This window comes from Paenibacillus sp. FSL R7-0302 (genome assembly GCF_038006885.1).
In the GTDB taxonomy this organism is placed as follows: Bacteria; Bacillota; Bacilli; order Paenibacillales; family Paenibacillaceae; genus Paenibacillus_AQ.
Window position 1 is genome coordinate 5,288,080 of record NZ_JBBOWB010000001.1, and the last position, 16,368, is coordinate 5,304,447.

A 16,368-nucleotide genomic window follows, 5' to 3' on the forward strand; every position below is an offset into this window, starting at 1 on the left:
AATGACTGACACCAGGGGGTCAGTCATTGTAGGATAGAAGCATATTGTGCATATATTGCTGCAGCTCCGCCCGTAATACACGAGGCTCCAGCAGCTCGCACTCCTTGCCGAAGCCTAGAATGAATTTCAGCAGACCCTCCTCATGAGGAAATGTATCCGTAACGAGATAGAAGCCATCTTCACCCCGGCTAATCTTCTCTTTCTCAAAATACTCGGAAAGCTGCGCGCCAATTCGCGAAGTGAATCTCAACACAACCTGTATGCCCGCCTGCGAATAATTGTGCTCAATGACATCGGCGATCCGCTCTGTCGACAGCTCTCTTTTTTCAAACGGCGGCCCCTGCTCCAATTGCCTGATCCGCACGAGCTTAAATCTGCGGTAGTCGTTTCTGACCCGGCAGAAGCCGACCACATACCAATGGCCGTGACGAAAGTCAATCCAGCCCGGCTCGACAGTCCGCTCCAGGTATTCCATATCCCTGTTGATGTAGTCGAACACCAGCAGCCTATTCTCCGTGATGGCCTCGCTTATGATCCCGAGGTACTCCTTAATCTCCTGCTCCATGCTGAAATGGGACAAATCCAGAGTCAGTTTATCCTGATTGGAGTCCCGCTTATAGGTATGTTCAACCTTCAGCAGGATGTCGTTAAAAGCTTCGTTTCGGCCAAACAAGCCGTGTAAATTCTTCATTACAGCTACAAACGTATGAGCTTCATCCCCATTAAGAAAGAGATTGCTCACATTATAGCTGTCCATAATATAGTATCCTCCGCCCTTGCCGCTGGTCGCTGCAACCGGTATGCCGGCTTCGCTGATTTGCTCAATATCCCGGTAGATCGTCCGCAAGGATACCTCGAAATGCTCAGCAAGCTCCTTGCCCGTTACCGTACCTTGACCAGAGATGATCAGCAGCATGGAGAGTAATCGATTGACTCGCATGATTGGTGTGTGACGCTAAGTAACGTCTCCTCCTTTGGGTGGATTTTTTTCATATTACATCTTTGGGAAACACCCTATTCATTATCTTGTCAGACCTACGGTATGATGTCCAGAATGACATTTGTGAGAGGAATGCAGGATTGCCAAAACGTCGGAGCTGTGCAGGCGACCTAACATAGAAGGGACAGTTGTTAAACGCAAATTGTCCCCGCAATAACTTATACCTTCATCTGTCCCTTGATAACCTTCATCCTACTTTTGCCTGTGGCTACAATTGCTTCTTCCGCCACTTGCTTCAGGACGAATCATTGCCAGAATATGCAGCTCTGCAACATCTCGAACACCCACATAATCAGAATAAATTTTGGGGACAGCCTTCAGCTTGCCTTCTAGCATTTGGCGGACAATTACATTTGAATGTGAATAATCGTTGCCTAGAATCGGCCCCATCACACCCACAGGATTTACAGTTGCAAATTCCAAACCCTTCCCTTCGTGTTGAATGAAATCCCAGGCAGCTTTTTCAGCGAGATCCGTTTGAACAAAAGACAAATCCTCCATATTTGTCACTCCGCCCGTCATGATCATGGCTTTCACTTCATCTTTTCTGCTCATCGCACGAAGGGTTACCCGCACACGATACTTCTTCTCCAGTAAGTGTAATGGCAGCAACGGATCACGCACAAATTATTAAAAAAGACACCAAAGAATGGATTACTATTGCATTGCTGGAGCTATTGCGAACGAATAGAATATCAGAGCTGAAGATTTCAGAACTCGTTAGAACAGCCGGCGTCAGCCGAATGGCCTTCTATAGAAATTATGAAAGTCTTAAACAGGTATTAATGGAGTACTACGAGCCCAAATTTGCAGATATTTTCAATAAAATTGCGAACAAAGAATCACGAGCAAAAAATAAGAGATTTGACCAGCTTTTTTCTAACATTCTCTGATGATTTTCGATTAAGCGGATTCCCGGAATTTTTTTTGAATAACAAAAAGAAAGACAGCTCAAAACTCGAATGGCGAGTCGTGTATTGTCTTTTTTCGTTCCCCGATAGCAATAACAATCTGTTCAATTAACCCAATCCCGATCGTTCATCCGTTTTACAGTGTAATGATTTAATATCCCTCACCGATTAACGTCGATAATTTATCATGCGCTCTTAAGCGGCTCGGAACGATTTACTTGTTTTGAAACATATCAACCGCTCCATTAATCAAAGGATGTACTTTGATGTCGTAGTCAACATTAATTCTCATGTTTTCCCAATGTTTCAACCATTGCTCATCCGTTATTTCTTTAGAAAACGGCTTAAGCGAATGGGTTCCGACCTCTAAGGGATCGACTTTCCAACGTTGCATTCTTTTTAATAAATCTGACGTTTGTTCCTCAAGGTAGACCTCAGTTTCATGAATTAAATGTTCCAATTGTTCCTCACTTTGAATATTCAATTCTCCCTGGTACTCCTCAATTCTTCCTTTCAAGCTCACATGTAAAGACAAGGATGAATAGTCCCTCGATAGTTTCATGCGAACATTGGATCGAATCCGTCCTAAACTGATAGATAGCTTTGGAATGGCCAAGACTTTTAGAAAATGATCGTTATCCAGAAGTTGAAAAATATTATCGTCCACGTCTTGAATGACCATTACTTCTTTATCGTTTTGGAAGATGGCTGTTCCTATGTAATTGAAATTGTTCTTATCCGAATGAAAAACCGGCAGGATCGGATCCTTAAAAGGGGAATATACCTTCTTCATGAATTTATGAATATTGACGATGCTCATTTCACCTTGATTATGCTCCTCGTAATGCTTTAACATCCGATAAAGAAAATAATCTTGGTTTTCTTGCTCCGTCAATTGATTTTTTATGTATTCATCAAAATCGCCTCTGACAATCAACAAATAGACACGCATTGAAATATCAGGATCAACCAGTATGGTATTGATCAGCTTTTCAATGCCTCCTTTTTTTGCCAGCTCCTCATTAATTATTAACATTCGCAGCTGCCCCTGCTTTAATTCCCGATAATAAATTAAATTAAACTTCTGATCTCCCTGCTTTAACAGATCGACTTCCTTGGAGAGAAGACGTTTTTTTTCTTGGATGAGCGGTGGTACTAAAGTGCTGATTTTCAACTTTCCTTCCGGCCCCTTGTCAACCGACCAGAAAACTACCGGAGCAATCTCTTCAATCTTATTGTTCTCGACATATGGAGAAGAACAGCCGGCCATCCACATAACGCTTACAATCGCCAATAAACCATAGTGCTTGTATGGAACCATGCCTACATACTCTCCTTTCGTTTGACAGTAGTGAAAAGGATCGTAGGAATAAGTAAATAAATGCATGCGCCGATCCAGATTTGAAGGTTCAGTAACATCTTTTGACCCGGAACCGTTTGCCATAACCATTGATCCATTAAGATGATGCTTATCAAAATGACGAACCAACTCGACAATAATCCGATCCAAGTCGTGCGTTCTTTCATTTTTCTCATAAAGATTCTTCCGGCTCCATAAAAACATAACAGAAGAATTGAAATGTCAAACACATAATTAAACATATGGAAAGAGATAAGGATGTAATCGATTCGTTCTAAACCGCTCGTTTGAATGTAGCTTCCCATATATCCTATCGGAAAATCGATCTTGCGTAAGTAGTACGAACCGTAAAACAATACCGAAGCAACGAACAATACTAAATATTCCATGATCGACAGCATGTTTCCAATGACCAGGTATTTCGATATTTTTTGGTTGGAGCTCAACCATGGAACCATAAAAGCCAAATATACCGGACCGGAAAATGCCGACCAAATAAACAACAAACCTTGCCATGATTGTCCTGACCATTCGGTGGGTATGAGAGGATACAAATCGCGGTAATTGGCATCCGATTGAAAGAAGAAAGGAATAAACAGGACTGAAATCCAAGCCCCGCAAAGAAAGGCGATGACGACAAAACGCAATGTATTCTCCATTCCATGTGAAGCCACATATAAGCTGATCAAAAGAATGATTAGGATCAGCCACCTTTTATCCATAGATGGAAAAATAAAATTTTGGAGCATATCAACGTATCCCAGTGTGATGACTGAAATTTTTAACAATATTATCAAAAATCCAAGTATTGCGAAAACTTGAATCGTCCGTTTCCCGAAAAGCTGTAAAAATCCTTGATAGCCTTTCGCTGCATAACTGGAAGTAAACCATTTGGACATCATCATCAAATTAAGTTGGGACAGTAGCCCCATCGCGACAATTCCCCAAACCATATACGAATGAACCAAATAAACCGGCATGATTAAAATAAAGTAATGCATTTGCATGCGATTCACTAATAGAACGAAATAGATACCGCCAGGAGTGGAAGTTCGATTATATAAGGATAAACTCTTCACTTCTTCATCTCCTGTCGCCATTTCCGTAGTGGTTTTAGATATTTCGGACGCGTTTTCATCCAAATTAAAGGGCCGCGGATAAAGAGGTCATTCCAATCCTTTCCATAAAAAGGAGCGATCGGTGCTAAATAAGGTTGACCTAATGACGTTAATGCATGGAGATGTGCAAGAATCCCGATCAGCCCGATCACGATTCCCGGCAACCCCAGAAACGATGCAAGGACAAGAAGAAGAATTTGCATCAGTACCATGGATTTTGTAACTTGATAGTTGGGAACTAAAAAGAAAGCAATAGCGGATATACCCATCAACACTATCAATACTTTACTTGCAAAGCCTGCTTCTACAGCAGCTTGTCCAATGACGATACCACCGATAACCCCTAAAGTTTGACTGGTTTTGGTCGGCATTCGCAAACTTGCTTCTTTGATGATTTCCAGCGTTACGATCATGAATAATCCTTCCGCAAACGGAGTAAAGGGCAATTTGCCTCTCGATTCCAATAATACGTAAAGAAGCGGCAGCGGAACCATTTGGTAATGAAATGTCGTTAACGCAACATAAAAAGGAATCATCGTCAAAGAAACAATAAAACTTCCGTACCGGATTAAACGTAAAAAACTGGCTACCGGCCAACGAAGGAAGTAGTCTTCCGGAGATTGGAGTAGATGAAAAAAAGTAATGGGAGCAATTAAAGCAAACGGTGAATTGGAAACCAATAGCGTCAGCTTTCCCTCACCTAAGGCATAGGCGCAGGCATCCGGCCGATCCGTTTGTAGAAACTGCGGAAAGACCGTATGGTTATGATCTTCAATAAAAGCTGCAAGCTGAGAGGAGTCTAAAAATTGATCGAAATCCACACTTTCAATTTTCTTTCTTGCAAGGGAAACAAATTCTGGATTTGTTAATCCGTCTATGTACAGTAACACAACTTTCGTTTTACTCAGTGAACCAATAGTAAAGCTTTCCGTTTTTAATGTAGTTATAGGCAAACGTCTGCGCAACATTGTAATGTTTTTATCGATTTGTTCACTGAAGCTGTCTTTCGCTCCATATATAACAGTTTCCGTTTGGGAAGGTTCAACTGCCCGACCAAGAGGGCTTTCCAGTTGGACGCCTAACCACTGATCGTTGACTGAATCGTTTAGAAGAATAAATCCCTGCATTATTTTTTGCTCAGCATCTTCGATCGATAGAACTTCCGAAACTTTGGCATTGGTTATGCATGAAGAAAGCGAATTGCAAGCAGAACGATGAAGTGGCTGAATAATCGTCTCGTTTAAACGCTCTGGATCGATTAACGTTTTTATGTATAAAAGATGGACTGAGGCACTGGTACCCATTCTGAGCTCAACAATTTCGGCATCATCCATATGGTTTAATTTCTGTTTTAATTCATCAATCCATGTGGACATTTGATGATTTTTCATTTGAGGGCCGTATTTTTCAACCATAGTCTTCTCCTTCATTAAAGAAATCAAAATCCTGCGGTTTTATCTTGCCCTGAAATGGAAAAATTATACGACCGGGTAGCTGCAAACAGGCTTTTTGATTCCGCTTATATCATGATATGTCTTCGTTCAATGCCAGCCACTGCACCGCCAACCCGAACCTGATTGATTTCACCGCTCTCGCTTAGGCGCAGTCCTGCCCTGATTTCGGAAGGACAATCCATCGAATATCCTTGCCTGAACATGACATTCTCTACTTCCTGCAAGGATCGTTGGCCATGTTGGTACAAATAGCTGAGCAGAGCACCGTTGGATGTTCCTGTCGCGCTCTCCTCGGGAATATCGTACAGCGGCGCAAAATTCCGGCATTCCGCAGCAGCATCGTCTGGAGTATCCAGCGTGAACAGATGATATCCAACTACATCATATTTTTCGCTGATGGCGGTTATGGCATCAAAATTTGGCTGAACCTCATTCAAGAGCTTCCGGCTGCGGATCGGGATCATAATGTCCCGCAGTCCCGTCGAAACAATCTGGATGGGCAACCCGGTTTTCAGATCCCTGGCTTCCATCCCCAAAGATGGGGCGATTTCCTCACAGGATATCTTTTCAAGAAATTGTGGTAACGCCTGTGACAAATAAACAAGACCCTCGGAGCTAATATCGACTTCCAGAATCCCTGCCTTGGTTTCAATTGAATAGGAGGTCCCTGCCTTTGACAAACCCAGCGAATGCATTAGTCCAAACGCAGCAATCGTGGCGTGTCCGCACAGATCAACTTCGCTGGCAGGGGTGAAATAGCGGATTTTGTAATCCGCAAGCAGGGATTTTTCCATAAAAGCCGTCTCCGAAAAGCCCAATTCCTTCGCTATGAGCTGCATTTCGGCAGCATCCAGAGAAAGGCCATTATCCAAGACAACGCCTGCTGGATTACCGCCACGCCCCCCTTTCGTAAACGCATTTAACGTATACACTTCCACATTCATGTTCTGATCGTCCTCTCTTTATCTTCGAAAACTGATGTGCGCCACCGCAATCTTCTCTCCATAACGTCTTAATAGTGCCATTCTTCTTTTGCAAGCAGAACAGTTAATTTCTTGCCTATTAAAAACGCAGATTGCCCCCGATCAAATCTTTGGTCATTGGATCAAAAAACATTGTAATCGGTCCCAGTGGGCCGTTCATTTCCGTATCAAGTTGAACGGATACAACAACCTCTGACTTTCTGTCATCAATCCAATAGCCAACGTTTTTTCCAGACTCTAGGATCACTATGGCTTTCTCTTTCTGCGTGGTTAAAGTGCTTCTTTCCTTTTCTGAGATTTGGGCCCAAGCTAGATTCCGAAATTCATCTTCATTTTTAAGTTTGTCATAGTGGAAGACATAATAGTACCAGCCGCCGCCCAGATTCTTATAGTCATTCACATAGCTAAATTTCGAAGGATCCCCTTTGGCCATCTCTGGTAGGCTGAGGTAGGTTATGCCTTGTTGATACAAGTTGTCTTCGGCATCAAACAAAAAGTCAATACTTTTACTAGGGGCATCATTTAAGGAGGATATCCTTTTTACAATACCTTCTTGAAACAATGTTTGAGCGATTTCTTGAATTTCAGGGTCTTGGATGTTCTCGATGGAATAATTTTGTTGAAGTATGACAGGCCGAGTCTGGAACACTTTTTCATTCTCTAACAGATAACTGCCTAGAATTTCAAAATCTTCACGACGGTTTTGAAAATATTTAATAACCCCAGTCTCTGGACGCTTCAACATTTCGCTAACGTTCAAGGGAATAATGAAATCACTTGCCGTAACATGCTCCGTGCCCTTGCTTTTCAAGCCAGCACATCCGCATACCGTCAATGCAAAACAGATTAGAACTGAAATGAATTTCATCGGCCTAAGATTCATATTGCGGACCCCCATTAAGACAAGAGTTGTGAATTCATGTCACGAAATGGCTTCTCGGTATTGTTTTAATTGTTGATTTAGTTTAGTTGTGAGAACTGGATAAGTGCCAGAATAACACTCAAAACAGTTAGCGCAAAGAAAATAACAGAAATTTGACGGTTCCTGCGCATTTTGATTCCGTATGAGCAAAAAAAGATTGCGGCCGCTAACTTGGCAATAATATTAAAATAGACATGATCCGAAAACATTGAACTGCTAAAGAGAATAGAAGCAAGTAAAGTCAAAGATATTAACACTTTAAACCACAGCGGTTCCCTAATAAATTGATAGTACATCGATTTTAACGCTTTCATGGCATCCCATCCTCTACGTTTTTTACCCTTTCTTATCACAGAGGAGGCTTCACCCTTTTAAGTAAAAATCCTCTATATAGAAGCATACATAAAAAAGGGGCTGTTATAGCCCCACGTAGCATAAAATCATCCTTCTTCAGGTTTTACCGTCATGGAGAAGACAACCCCAAAGATAATCCCGAAAGCAATGCCAAGTGGAATACTATGGAGGGCTGCACCAAATACCACGCCAAAACACAAGCCTAAAGCTGTACCGGTTAAAAGAGACTTATTGTTCATCATCCACACCTCCTTTCCTTATACAACGAACTTAAACAGTATCGGTTTCGAATAAGCGGTATCTTAACACATTAAGGAATCACCGTAGTCCCAATTCCGTTTGTAAACAGGGTATCTACCAGCTTGACCAATTCTTCCGACGACAGATCTTTGTCATTCCGTATCCAAAGGCGAAACATCGACATTAGTGTGGATATGTAAAACTCAATGATATACGGTGCTAAAGCTTCATCTGCCGGAAGGTCCACAATCAATCTCTCCAAGGGAATTTCTCTTTTCAGCCGTTCAATAAAATGAACAGAACCATAGTCGCCCAAGAGGGCTTTCAGTATTGAAATTTCCTCTGCATTTTCCAGGCATTGCAGTGCGTCTTGGAAAGAATGTGTAGAGAACTCTCCGGTTGCCATTTCCTCTTTAATGGATTTGAAGACACGCTCTTCCACGCAGTCCAACAATTCATAGATATCCGTAAAGTATTGATAAAAGGTACTGCGGTTATATCCTGATCGCTTAGCGATCTCTTGGATGGTTATTTTTTCGATTGGTTTCTGGCTATATAAATCACAGAATACATTGATAAAGGTTTGCCTTGTTTTATCCGTAAGTTCAGGTTGCTTTTTCATTATTTGCCTCCAGTTTCCGTACATCGATTACACGACAGATCTTAAAAATCTGATGGTTGATGGTCCTATAGAGCTTCTATACAATAAATTATACAACACGTTGTTGGATTATCAACAAGGATTAATATATAGGCTCAGGAGGCTAATATGCGAATTTTATTCTTCGGCAGAGGTGTCATATCGACCCAATATGCTTGGGCTTTTGAACAGGCAGGACATACAGTGGAGTTTTACGTTAGAAAAGGGAGAAAGGAAACCTTAGGCAGCAGCATTGAGCTTGAAATGTGGGACGCACGAAAAGGGAAGCAGCTCATCCAAGAAAGCTGGAACGTCAAATTACACGAAGAGATTCGACCAAATTATGATCTCATTATTGTGAGTGTCAACACGGAGCAGCTTCCGGCAGCAACACAACTAATATCGACTACTGCTGGGGGCACGCCTGTCCTCATCTTCAATAACCTTTGGCAGGATTTGAATTCTTCGATCTCCCCCCTGTCTATGGACAATGTGGTCTTTGGGTTCCCGGGAGGCGGCGGTGGCATTGAGGACAACAGGCTTAGAGGCGGCTTTTTAAAAATGCTGTTTCTGGAACAGCCACGGGCAGGCACTGAACCTATTAACAACCTGGTCAAAGCGCTATTTGAAAGTGCCCATTTTAAAATTAACTGGATCAAGGATATGCAAAGCTGGCTCTGGAATCACTTCGCCATGAATGCGGCAATGGAGACCGAGGTGTTGAGACTGGGAAGTTTTGCGGCACTCATGAATGATAGCCAGTCCTTCGCAAATGTTGGCAGGAATATGAGGGAGATTATCCCAGTAGTGAAAGCAAGAGGCGCAAAAATGGATATGATCACTCTACTGTTAACAAAGACTCCGCCCGCACTTCTCGGCACGCTGTTTAACAAGGTGATTTTTGCGAAGGGCAGCCTAGCACGGCTTTTCATGGAATACAACAATAGTAAAGCCGGTTTTGCGATACATGAAGTTGTGCGGGAAGCGAAAAGGTTAGGGATAGCCATGCCGCGGCTTGCTGCGGCATTGGAAAATTCCGGGCAACACAAAGCAGGATAGGAGTGGTTGAATATCCCCTTGGTCGGTCGCATAGCGGTCGGCCTTTTTGGTGCATTTCAATCCACGCACTCACGTAGAGTGCGACAGCGGAAAACAGCATAACCCATGCTTTTTCCGTATTCATACACTATATATCCCTTTGTTCCATTCTCGAAAAGGGATCTATCCACCCTTGACTTTTCAAGTTAAATTCTGAGGTGCGAAACCCCCGGGGATTTCATGGGAGCTTGGCATTCGCACCAGCTTTTTGTTTCTATTGTACCTCTTCGGCCATATTCTGCATAATCCTAAATTGTCTCCACACGGTATCCGCCGGGGTATTTCAACACACTGCAAATAAGCCGGACCGCATACTTCAGTATGCAGGCCGGCTATCTCTGTTCCCTTTACTTGACTAGACCCTCAGCATGGTGCTCTCTCCCACTTTCGTAGTGGACTCAGAGGCCCTTATTCCGCGAAAAATCCAACTTTTCCAGCATTCGCGGACTACAGGGCCGTTATTGATGGATATTCTGCCTGATGACGCCTCGCAGAGAGACAATAAGCGCACCACAGTCCGCAAACCGGCAAAGAAGTAACCATTCTTTGAAAATAACGGCTCTCAGGTCCGCGGAGGAGCAGACTCGGGTGACCAGGCGGGTCGCAGGCTTCCAGGCGTAAAAACTGGTAGTCTTGCTAGGCAAACCACAGGCACACTAGCGAGCAACCTGACTCCCGCTCATCCAAGCCCTGGTAGGCAGCCTCACTCCCCCCAGACGCAGCAGCGAGCAGCCCGTCCCTTCAAGCGCGGGCAGACAGCCCCGATCCCCCATCAAGCATTCATCAACACCTGAATGCGCTCCACGTCCTGGCTGAATTTCTTCGCCAGGCGGGCTTTGCCGAGGTTGGATTTTACGATCTTCTGCATGCGCTTGTCGTCGGTTACCGCGAACTTGGCGAGCATCTTGAAGCCTTGCTCGGGGGCGCGCTCGACGAAGACGCTAAGTGCGTATTCCAGACCCTTGGAGAGAACGCGGAATTCTTCCGCGCCGTAGCGGGTCTGTCCGGCGGCAATGGCGTCCAGGATCTCCTCGGACAGCTCCAGCGCATACAGGACATTGGCCTGCTCCTTCAGCATCGGCGGGTGGGCCAGGGCAGCGACGAAGGCCCGCTGCTCCAGCGCGTTAGCCGTGCTTTTCATGCCGTCGAACAATGCCCGGAGCACACCGAAGTCCTGCTCCCCGATGCGCTGCAGCGCCATCGCTGCCGCCTCGCGCATCCGCCAGCGGGCATCGTTCATCGCCGCCTGGCAACGCTCCAGAATGATCTGCTGACGGGCAGGCTCCGCATAGCGGTAATAGCTGCCCATCGCCTGGAGCGCGCAGAACGGCAGGAACTCGCGGGGATCATCCGTAGGAGCTTCCGCCTCTGTCTTGCCCGTCCACTGCACAAGCAGCTCCCAAGCTTCACTGGCCACCCAATCCGACGCGAAAGCATCCGCGAAGGTGGAAGCCGCCCCCAGATTCGCCCGCGGCCCCGGCAGATTCGACTCGCCGAGCAGACGCTGCTCCAGCTCCGCATACTTCCCGGCCTCCTGAAGATCGCCGTAGAAGACATTTTTACTCACTTTACTGTTCATTTCAGTACCCCTCCATTATTTTGGAAAAGCCATCTTGATCTGCTCCTCGCAGAACTCCTTACATACATTGTTGCCCCAGAACAACCCGTGGAAACGCGTGAGCGCAATCGTGTCCTCGCGGATCTCCACCAGCCCTTCCTTCACGAACTTGTCGAACAGCTCGGGGAAATGCTCCTCCGGGTAAACTCCGAATTTGCGGCGGAACTGCTGGCGGTCAACCGCTGTACGGCGTAGGCCCATCGCCAGGAACTGGTTAGGCAGATCCTCTGCCTTCACTTCGTAGCCTAAAGCAATAGGGAGGTCGCCGGATGTAATCTTTTTCACATATTCAGGGAGTAATTTCACATTCTGGTAGGCATAGCCGCCCACATCGCCGAACGCCCCCAGCCCCACAGAGAGCAGGTCCAGGTAATCGTCGAAATGCTTGCGGCTATACACATGATGGCCTCCCGGCCGGACGAAATCATACGTGGATTCCACCGAATAGCCCTGCGACTCCAGATAACGGCAAGCCTCTATATACATCTGCTGCTCCAGCTCAATTCCGCCGCAGGCCGGAAGCTCACCGCTGGCAATGCGCTTCGCCAGACCGAAGCCGGGAATGATCTTCAGCGGAAATAGTGTGACATGACCGATCTCCAGCTCCACTACCTTCGCCAGATCCGCAAGCCATTCCTCCATCGTCTGGCCCGGCAGATTGTACATCAGGTCCAGGCTGACGTTCGCAATGCCCGCCTCTCTGGAATCCTGAATACTCCGCAGGGAATCCTCACCGGTCTGAAGCAGCCCGAGACGTCTGCCCAGCTCATCGTTGAACGTCTGCACCCCGAGACTGATCCGGTTCACCCCAAGCGCATGGAGCAGCTTAAGCTTGGCGGCGGTGAAGGAAGCAGGGTTACCCTCGAACGTAATCTCTTCAACTCTCTGCATAGGAAGTGTAGCCTGTAGCTGCTCGAATAATGCGGTGATCTCTTCCTCGTCCAGCACGCTTGGCGTCCCGCCGCCGATATATAGCGCTTCCACCGAGCAATTGCGGATCTGCGGCGTCATCCCGTACATCTCCAGCTCGCGGAACAGCGCAGCCAGATAATCCTTGCGGGCTCCCTGCTCGTTGAACGCCTTGGGGTACGGGCAGAACGGGCAGATGGAATCGCAGAAGGGAATATGTACATAGACCAGCTTGGAGCTTGCCGCGGCTTGATTCAAGTTCATCAGAGACGGCAGCCGTGCGCTGTCCTCTGGCGACACCGGGGTGTTCCCCATGGGATAATGCCCTATCCCGATCTCCCGGAACGGGTACACAGGCTTGTTCATTCTATCAAGTCCTTCCTCCAATTGAATTCATAAGCATATCCTTATAGATGTGGCGTGATGCGGACAGAGCATCGGTGAGCAAGTCAGCGCTGTAGTCCTTAGACTGGTAATAGGCCGGAAAAAGCAAGTTATCCTCAGCCCGGATCACCTGCTCCTGTAGAGCGATATTGTAGAGTGCGGTGTGAGGGTAGACACGGATGCCTTGGCTGGCCAGAATATAGACCGGATTCATCTGATTGACCAGCTGCACCGTCTCCTGTACCGTCTCCGCATTCTCCCCAGGCCCGCCGAACAGCAGCGATACCGAATACGGAAGACGATATTGCTCCAGCAGGTGTCCCAGTTCAACAAGCTGCTCCGGGGTGAACTGCTTGCCCATCCGCCGGAGCATCTGCCGCGAACCCGAGTCGGCCCCGATGTCCACGAAGCGGCAGCCGGTCTCCTTCAGCAAGCGGATCAGGTCCCCGGTAATATGGGCCGGAGTCAGGGCGCAGCTCCATTCCAGCAAGGGGCTGGTGCGGCCGATCAGCCGGCAGAACTCCATCGTCTCCTCCACATCATGATTGAACACACCGTCTACAAAAGTAATATTATGCACCTGATAGTCATTCACCAGGATTTTCATATCTTCGCTGAACTGCTCCGCAGGAATCCGGCAGGCGCCGGCGTTCATGTAGCCCTCCGAGCAATAGATGCAGTGCCGGCTGCAGCCTCTGGAGGCCTGATAGCCCATCGAGGCTTTTTTGATCCGGGGGTTCGGGATAAAATACTGCGGAGCGAACAGCGGCTTCGGCGGAATACGGCTGTACACCGGATGATAGGCGGGATCTGCATTACGTACCGTACCTGTCTCCGGGGCCTGCCCCCGCTCGATCTCACGGGCCAGCCGCACCGCTTCCGCTTCGCCCCCGCTCCCCTTGATGCCGTAATCCGCCCCCAGCTCCTTCACCAGCTCGCCCGGCATGACCAGCATGGCAGCCCCGCCAAGCAGTACCTTGGCCGAACTGCAAGTACGGCATACCTGCATGACTTGCTGTAAGAAAGAGAGATAGCTCTCGGGCTGCTGGATCACTTGGTTGTCGATGTTGCGCACCGAGAGGCAGATCAGATCCGCTCCGGTGACCCGCAGCTCCTCGCGGAGTGCCTCCAGCGGCTCAGCCACAAAAGCCAGATCCAGAAAGCGTGTCCTGAATCCGGCAGCGGTCAGAGCCGAATAGACCATTCCCGCCCCAACCGGAAGAACTGGCAGCGGCTTCAGCAGTGTATTCGTAGACACCACCAGTATTCTCATGCTTCACTCCACCCGCTCTTCCTCTTTCATATGAACATCCAGTCCGGGTTACGCTCCCGGTACGGCGCACAGATGCTGTTCGCCTGCTCCAGACTCAGCTGTGGAGACATGAAGAACTTCGGATGGAGCAGATCATCCGGCTCAGGGGAACCGACATAGCTGTACATATCAGTGGACGGCAGTATACGGATGCCGAACAAGCCGAAGATGCGCTGCACCGATAGCTCCTCCATCAGATCCAGCGTCTCGTGCAGGGTCTCCGGCGTCTCCTCCGGTCCCCCGATCAGCAGGCAGAAGCTGAAGTCCAGCTCCTGGTCGCGGCAGAGCTGGACCACTGTCCGGATCTCGGCCTGCCGGAAGTTCTTCTTGAACGACCTGAGGCAGATATCGCTGCCTGAATCAATGCCGAACTCCACCTCTGTACACCCGGCCTGCTTAAGCAGCCCGGCGAATTCTGCCGTGAAGAACCGCGGATTCAGGAAGCAGCCCCAGGACAACGGAAGTGTCCGCCCGATCAGCTCCCGGCAGATCTCTTCGGCATGCTCCAGCGGATAGTTGAACACACTGTCCACGAAATCAAAAGAGCCGATATCATACTGAACCACCATCTGCTCAATTTCATCGGCAACCCTCTTCGGCGACCGCAGGCGGACGGCCCGGCCCTCCAGTGACGGGTAAGCACAATAGGTGCAGCTTAGCGCACAGCCCCTTTTGGTCAATACATTATGGCGGACCCTACGCTCCACATCATAGCTGTGCAGAAACCCGCTGCGGCTGGGAAAATACTCCTGGTCCAGCTGTTCAGGCGCATACGGCGACCAGTAATTCCATTCCCCGGCCCTTGTCCTGAACATGAGCCCGCTTACTGCGGACGGCACCTGCCCCGCCTCCAGCTGGTTAAGCAGCTCCACGATACTGTCACAGCCGTCACCGACAATGCCGTAATCGGCTCCCGTCTCCTGCAGCCATTGCCTGGGCAGTAGCGAGAAGCCCGCCCCGCCCAGAATGATACCAGCCCTGCTATTCCATTCACGCACCCAATCCACCATCAAGCAGACCTGATCCACGAAGCTCCGGGGATACTGCATGCAGCAATTATCCAGGTTACGGATCGACAAGCCGATGTAATCCGGCGCATAGGCGTTAAGGTAATTCGTAACGGCCTCCCGGGTGTACTCCAGCTGCGTCATGTCCAGCATGCCTGCCTCCCAGCCGGAAGCGACCAGACTGGCGTGAATATAGCTAAGACCCAGCGGGAATACAGGGGGCCGCTTCTCCGTATTCGCCGAGATCAGCAGCACTCTGCCCATGCTCACTCCCCCTTAAGAAAAGTAAGCGCGGCAGCAGCTACGTCTTCGCCCGCCTCAAGAAACATAAAGTGTCCAGCGCCTGGAACCGAATGCATCCGGGAGTCCGGCAAATACCGGTTCAGCTCCAGCGCCTTGTGCAGCGGCGTAATCCGGTCCGCCTCCCCGCTAATAATCAGCGTTCTCTGCCGGATGCCCTGAAGGAGCGGCCGGAGATCGGGATGCTTGATCTGAATCATCAGACGGTGGGTCGCGGCAGGCAGCCGGGACCAGCCCTCCAGAATCTGATGCTGAACCGCTTCATGCCCCTCGGTGAAAAAATACGGAACCGCCGCCGCATTCGTCTGCCGCACAGCCTCCGGCGTAATCTCTTCCCCGTGCTCCGGCCGCTTGAACGGAACCGCGAAGGTGGCGGCGGCCCCCATCAGCACCAGCTTCTTCACCCGGTCCGGCTCACGGGCGGACAGCAGCAGCGCAAGCGTGCTGCCCAGGGAATGCCCGATGATCGAGACCTGCTTCAGCCCCTGCTCATCCAGCAGCCTGAGAATATCATCAACCATGTCCTCCAGGGTGAAGGCCGGACCGGCGTATTCCGATTGGCCGTGTGCGCGCAAGTCCGCCCGAAGCACCTGGTAATGAGGCTCCAGCGCCCGGGCCAGGTCCCCGAAGACGAGCGAAGAGTCCCGGTTGCCGTGCAGACACAGCACAGCCTCCCCGGCGCCCTGAATACTGTAATGTAAAGGTATCCCCTTAGTCTTCAGCATGTAGTGTGTATCCTCCCTTGAACTTCCCGGCCG

Annotated in this window: 16 protein-coding genes; 2 read left to right on the plus strand and 14 right to left on the minus strand. The window is 48.4% G+C overall.

Annotation, left to right across the window (positions count from 1 at the left end):
- Positions 1–19: 19 nt before the first annotated feature.
- Positions 20–940, minus strand: coding sequence for a helix-turn-helix transcriptional regulator (locus MKY96_RS22845; RefSeq protein WP_340943517.1), 921 nt, complete (start codon positions 938–940; stop codon positions 20–22).
- A gap of 252 nt (positions 941–1,192) precedes the next feature.
- Positions 1,193–1,555: a hypothetical protein gene (locus MKY96_RS22850; RefSeq protein WP_340943520.1), complete on the minus strand. Its 363-nt coding sequence runs from the start codon at positions 1,553–1,555 to the stop codon at positions 1,193–1,195.
- A gap of 47 nt (positions 1,556–1,602) precedes the next feature.
- Between MKY96_RS22850 and MKY96_RS22855 the strand changes: the two genes are divergently transcribed.
- A complete protein-coding gene (locus MKY96_RS22855; protein WP_340943522.1) occupies positions 1,603–1,893 on the plus strand; it encodes a TetR/AcrR family transcriptional regulator in 291 nt (96 codons plus the stop codon).
- Between the two features lie 232 nt (positions 1,894–2,125).
- Here MKY96_RS22855 and MKY96_RS22860 read toward each other — a convergent pair whose 3' ends face one another.
- The 7 genes from MKY96_RS22860 to MKY96_RS22890 form a co-directional block, all read right to left on the minus strand.
- Positions 2,126–3,232 (minus strand): Ger(x)C family spore germination protein, encoded by a 1,107-nt coding sequence (locus MKY96_RS22860; RefSeq protein WP_340943524.1) that lies wholly within the window; start codon positions 3,230–3,232, stop codon positions 2,126–2,128.
- Between the two features lie 2 nt (positions 3,233–3,234).
- Positions 3,235–4,371, minus strand: coding sequence for a GerAB/ArcD/ProY family transporter (locus MKY96_RS22865; RefSeq protein ID WP_340943525.1), 1,137 nt, complete (start codon positions 4,369–4,371; stop codon positions 3,235–3,237).
- On the minus strand, positions 4,347–5,804 hold the full coding sequence (locus tag MKY96_RS22870) for a spore germination protein (protein ID WP_076079611.1): 1,458 nt from the start codon (positions 5,802–5,804) through the stop codon (positions 4,347–4,349). Before MKY96_RS22870 ends, MKY96_RS22865 begins: the two co-directional genes overlap by 25 nt.
- Before the next feature lie 104 nt (positions 5,805–5,908).
- Positions 5,909–6,787, minus strand: coding sequence for a PhzF family phenazine biosynthesis protein (locus tag MKY96_RS22875; protein ID WP_340943527.1), 879 nt, complete (start codon positions 6,785–6,787; stop codon positions 5,909–5,911).
- A gap of 118 nt (positions 6,788–6,905) precedes the next feature.
- The gene (locus MKY96_RS22880; RefSeq protein ID WP_340943529.1) at positions 6,906–7,709 is read right to left on the minus strand and encodes a hypothetical protein; all 804 of its coding nucleotides are present in this window, start codon (positions 7,707–7,709) and stop codon (positions 6,906–6,908) included.
- 479 nt (positions 7,710–8,188) lie between these two features.
- Entirely contained in the window at positions 8,189–8,344 is a 156-nt protein-coding gene (locus MKY96_RS22885) for a hypothetical protein (RefSeq protein ID WP_340943530.1), read from the minus strand.
- A gap of 68 nt (positions 8,345–8,412) precedes the next feature.
- The gene (locus MKY96_RS22890; RefSeq protein WP_340943532.1) at positions 8,413–8,964 is read right to left on the minus strand and encodes a TetR/AcrR family transcriptional regulator; all 552 of its coding nucleotides are present in this window, start codon (positions 8,962–8,964) and stop codon (positions 8,413–8,415) included.
- A gap of 147 nt (positions 8,965–9,111) precedes the next feature.
- Here MKY96_RS22890 and MKY96_RS22895 point away from each other — a divergent pair, with 147 nt between their 5' ends.
- Positions 9,112–10,041 (plus strand): ketopantoate reductase family protein, encoded by a 930-nt coding sequence (locus tag MKY96_RS22895; RefSeq protein WP_340943534.1) that lies wholly within the window; start codon positions 9,112–9,114, stop codon positions 10,039–10,041.
- An 811-nt stretch (positions 10,042–10,852) separates the two neighbouring features.
- On the opposite strand, the gene MKY96_RS22900 is transcribed toward MKY96_RS22895, so the two are convergent.
- Genes MKY96_RS22900 through MKY96_RS22920 form a run of 5 tightly spaced genes read right to left on the minus strand, consistent with a single transcriptional unit; the run spans position 10,853 to position 16,335 of the window.
- Positions 10,853–11,659 carry a hypothetical protein gene (locus MKY96_RS22900; RefSeq protein ID WP_340943537.1) on the minus strand — a complete coding sequence of 269 codons (807 nt, stop codon included), beginning with the start codon at positions 11,657–11,659 and terminating at the stop codon, positions 10,853–10,855.
- 15 nt (positions 11,660–11,674) lie between these two features.
- Positions 11,675–12,973, minus strand: coding sequence for a radical SAM family heme chaperone HemW (hemW, locus tag MKY96_RS22905; RefSeq protein ID WP_340943540.1), 1,299 nt, complete (start codon positions 12,971–12,973; stop codon positions 11,675–11,677).
- Positions 12,974–12,977: 4 nt separating this feature from the next.
- Positions 12,978–14,264, minus strand: a complete 1,287-nt coding sequence (locus tag MKY96_RS22910) for a B12-binding domain-containing radical SAM protein (RefSeq protein WP_340943542.1) — start codon at positions 14,262–14,264, stop codon at positions 12,978–12,980.
- A gap of 26 nt (positions 14,265–14,290) precedes the next feature.
- The gene (locus tag MKY96_RS22915) at positions 14,291–15,574 is read right to left on the minus strand and encodes a B12-binding domain-containing radical SAM protein (protein ID WP_340943544.1); all 1,284 of its coding nucleotides are present in this window, start codon (positions 15,572–15,574) and stop codon (positions 14,291–14,293) included.
- Between the two features lie 2 nt (positions 15,575–15,576).
- A complete protein-coding gene (locus tag MKY96_RS22920; protein ID WP_340943546.1) occupies positions 15,577–16,335 on the minus strand; it encodes an alpha/beta fold hydrolase in 759 nt (252 codons plus the stop codon).
- Positions 16,336–16,368: the final 33 nt, after the last annotated feature.

Coding starts and splice junctions, on each gene's coding strand:
- MKY96_RS22900 (WP_340943537.1), bottom strand. CDS start 11,659: ATGAACAGTAAAGTGAGTAAAAATGTCTTCTACGGCGATCTTCAGGAG.
- MKY96_RS22910 (WP_340943542.1), bottom strand. CDS start 14,264: ATGAGAATACTGGTGGTGTCTACGAATACACTGCTGAAGCCGCTGCCA.
- MKY96_RS22855 (WP_340943522.1), top strand. CDS start 1,603: ATGGCAGCAACGGATCACGCACAAATTATTAAAAAAGACACCAAAGAA.
- MKY96_RS22850 (WP_340943520.1), bottom strand. CDS start 1,555: ATGAGCAGAAAAGATGAAGTGAAAGCCATGATCATGACGGGCGGAGTG.
- MKY96_RS22880 (WP_340943529.1), bottom strand. CDS start 7,709: ATGAATCTTAGGCCGATGAAATTCATTTCAGTTCTAATCTGTTTTGCA.
- MKY96_RS22915 (WP_340943544.1), bottom strand. CDS start 15,574: ATGGGCAGAGTGCTGCTGATCTCGGCGAATACGGAGAAGCGGCCCCCT.
- MKY96_RS22860 (WP_340943524.1), bottom strand. CDS start 3,232: ATGGTTCCATACAAGCACTATGGTTTATTGGCGATTGTAAGCGTTATG.
- hemW (WP_340943540.1), bottom strand. CDS start 12,973: ATGAACAAGCCTGTGTACCCGTTCCGGGAGATCGGGATAGGGCATTAT.
- MKY96_RS22885 (WP_340943530.1), bottom strand. CDS start 8,344: ATGATGAACAATAAGTCTCTTTTAACCGGTACAGCTTTAGGCTTGTGT.
- MKY96_RS22890 (WP_340943532.1), bottom strand. CDS start 8,964: ATGAAAAAGCAACCTGAACTTACGGATAAAACAAGGCAAACCTTTATC.
- MKY96_RS22895 (WP_340943534.1), top strand. CDS start 9,112: ATGCGAATTTTATTCTTCGGCAGAGGTGTCATATCGACCCAATATGCT.
- MKY96_RS22875 (WP_340943527.1), bottom strand. CDS start 6,787: ATGAATGTGGAAGTGTATACGTTAAATGCGTTTACGAAAGGGGGGCGT.
- MKY96_RS22920 (WP_340943546.1), bottom strand. CDS start 16,335: ATGCTGAAGACTAAGGGGATACCTTTACATTACAGTATTCAGGGCGCC.
- MKY96_RS22845 (WP_340943517.1), bottom strand. CDS start 940: ATGCGAGTCAATCGATTACTCTCCATGCTGCTGATCATCTCTGGTCAA.
- MKY96_RS22865 (WP_340943525.1), bottom strand. CDS start 4,371: ATGGCGACAGGAGATGAAGAAGTGAAGAGTTTATCCTTATATAATCGA.
- MKY96_RS22870 (WP_076079611.1), bottom strand. CDS start 5,804: ATGGTTGAAAAATACGGCCCTCAAATGAAAAATCATCAAATGTCCACA.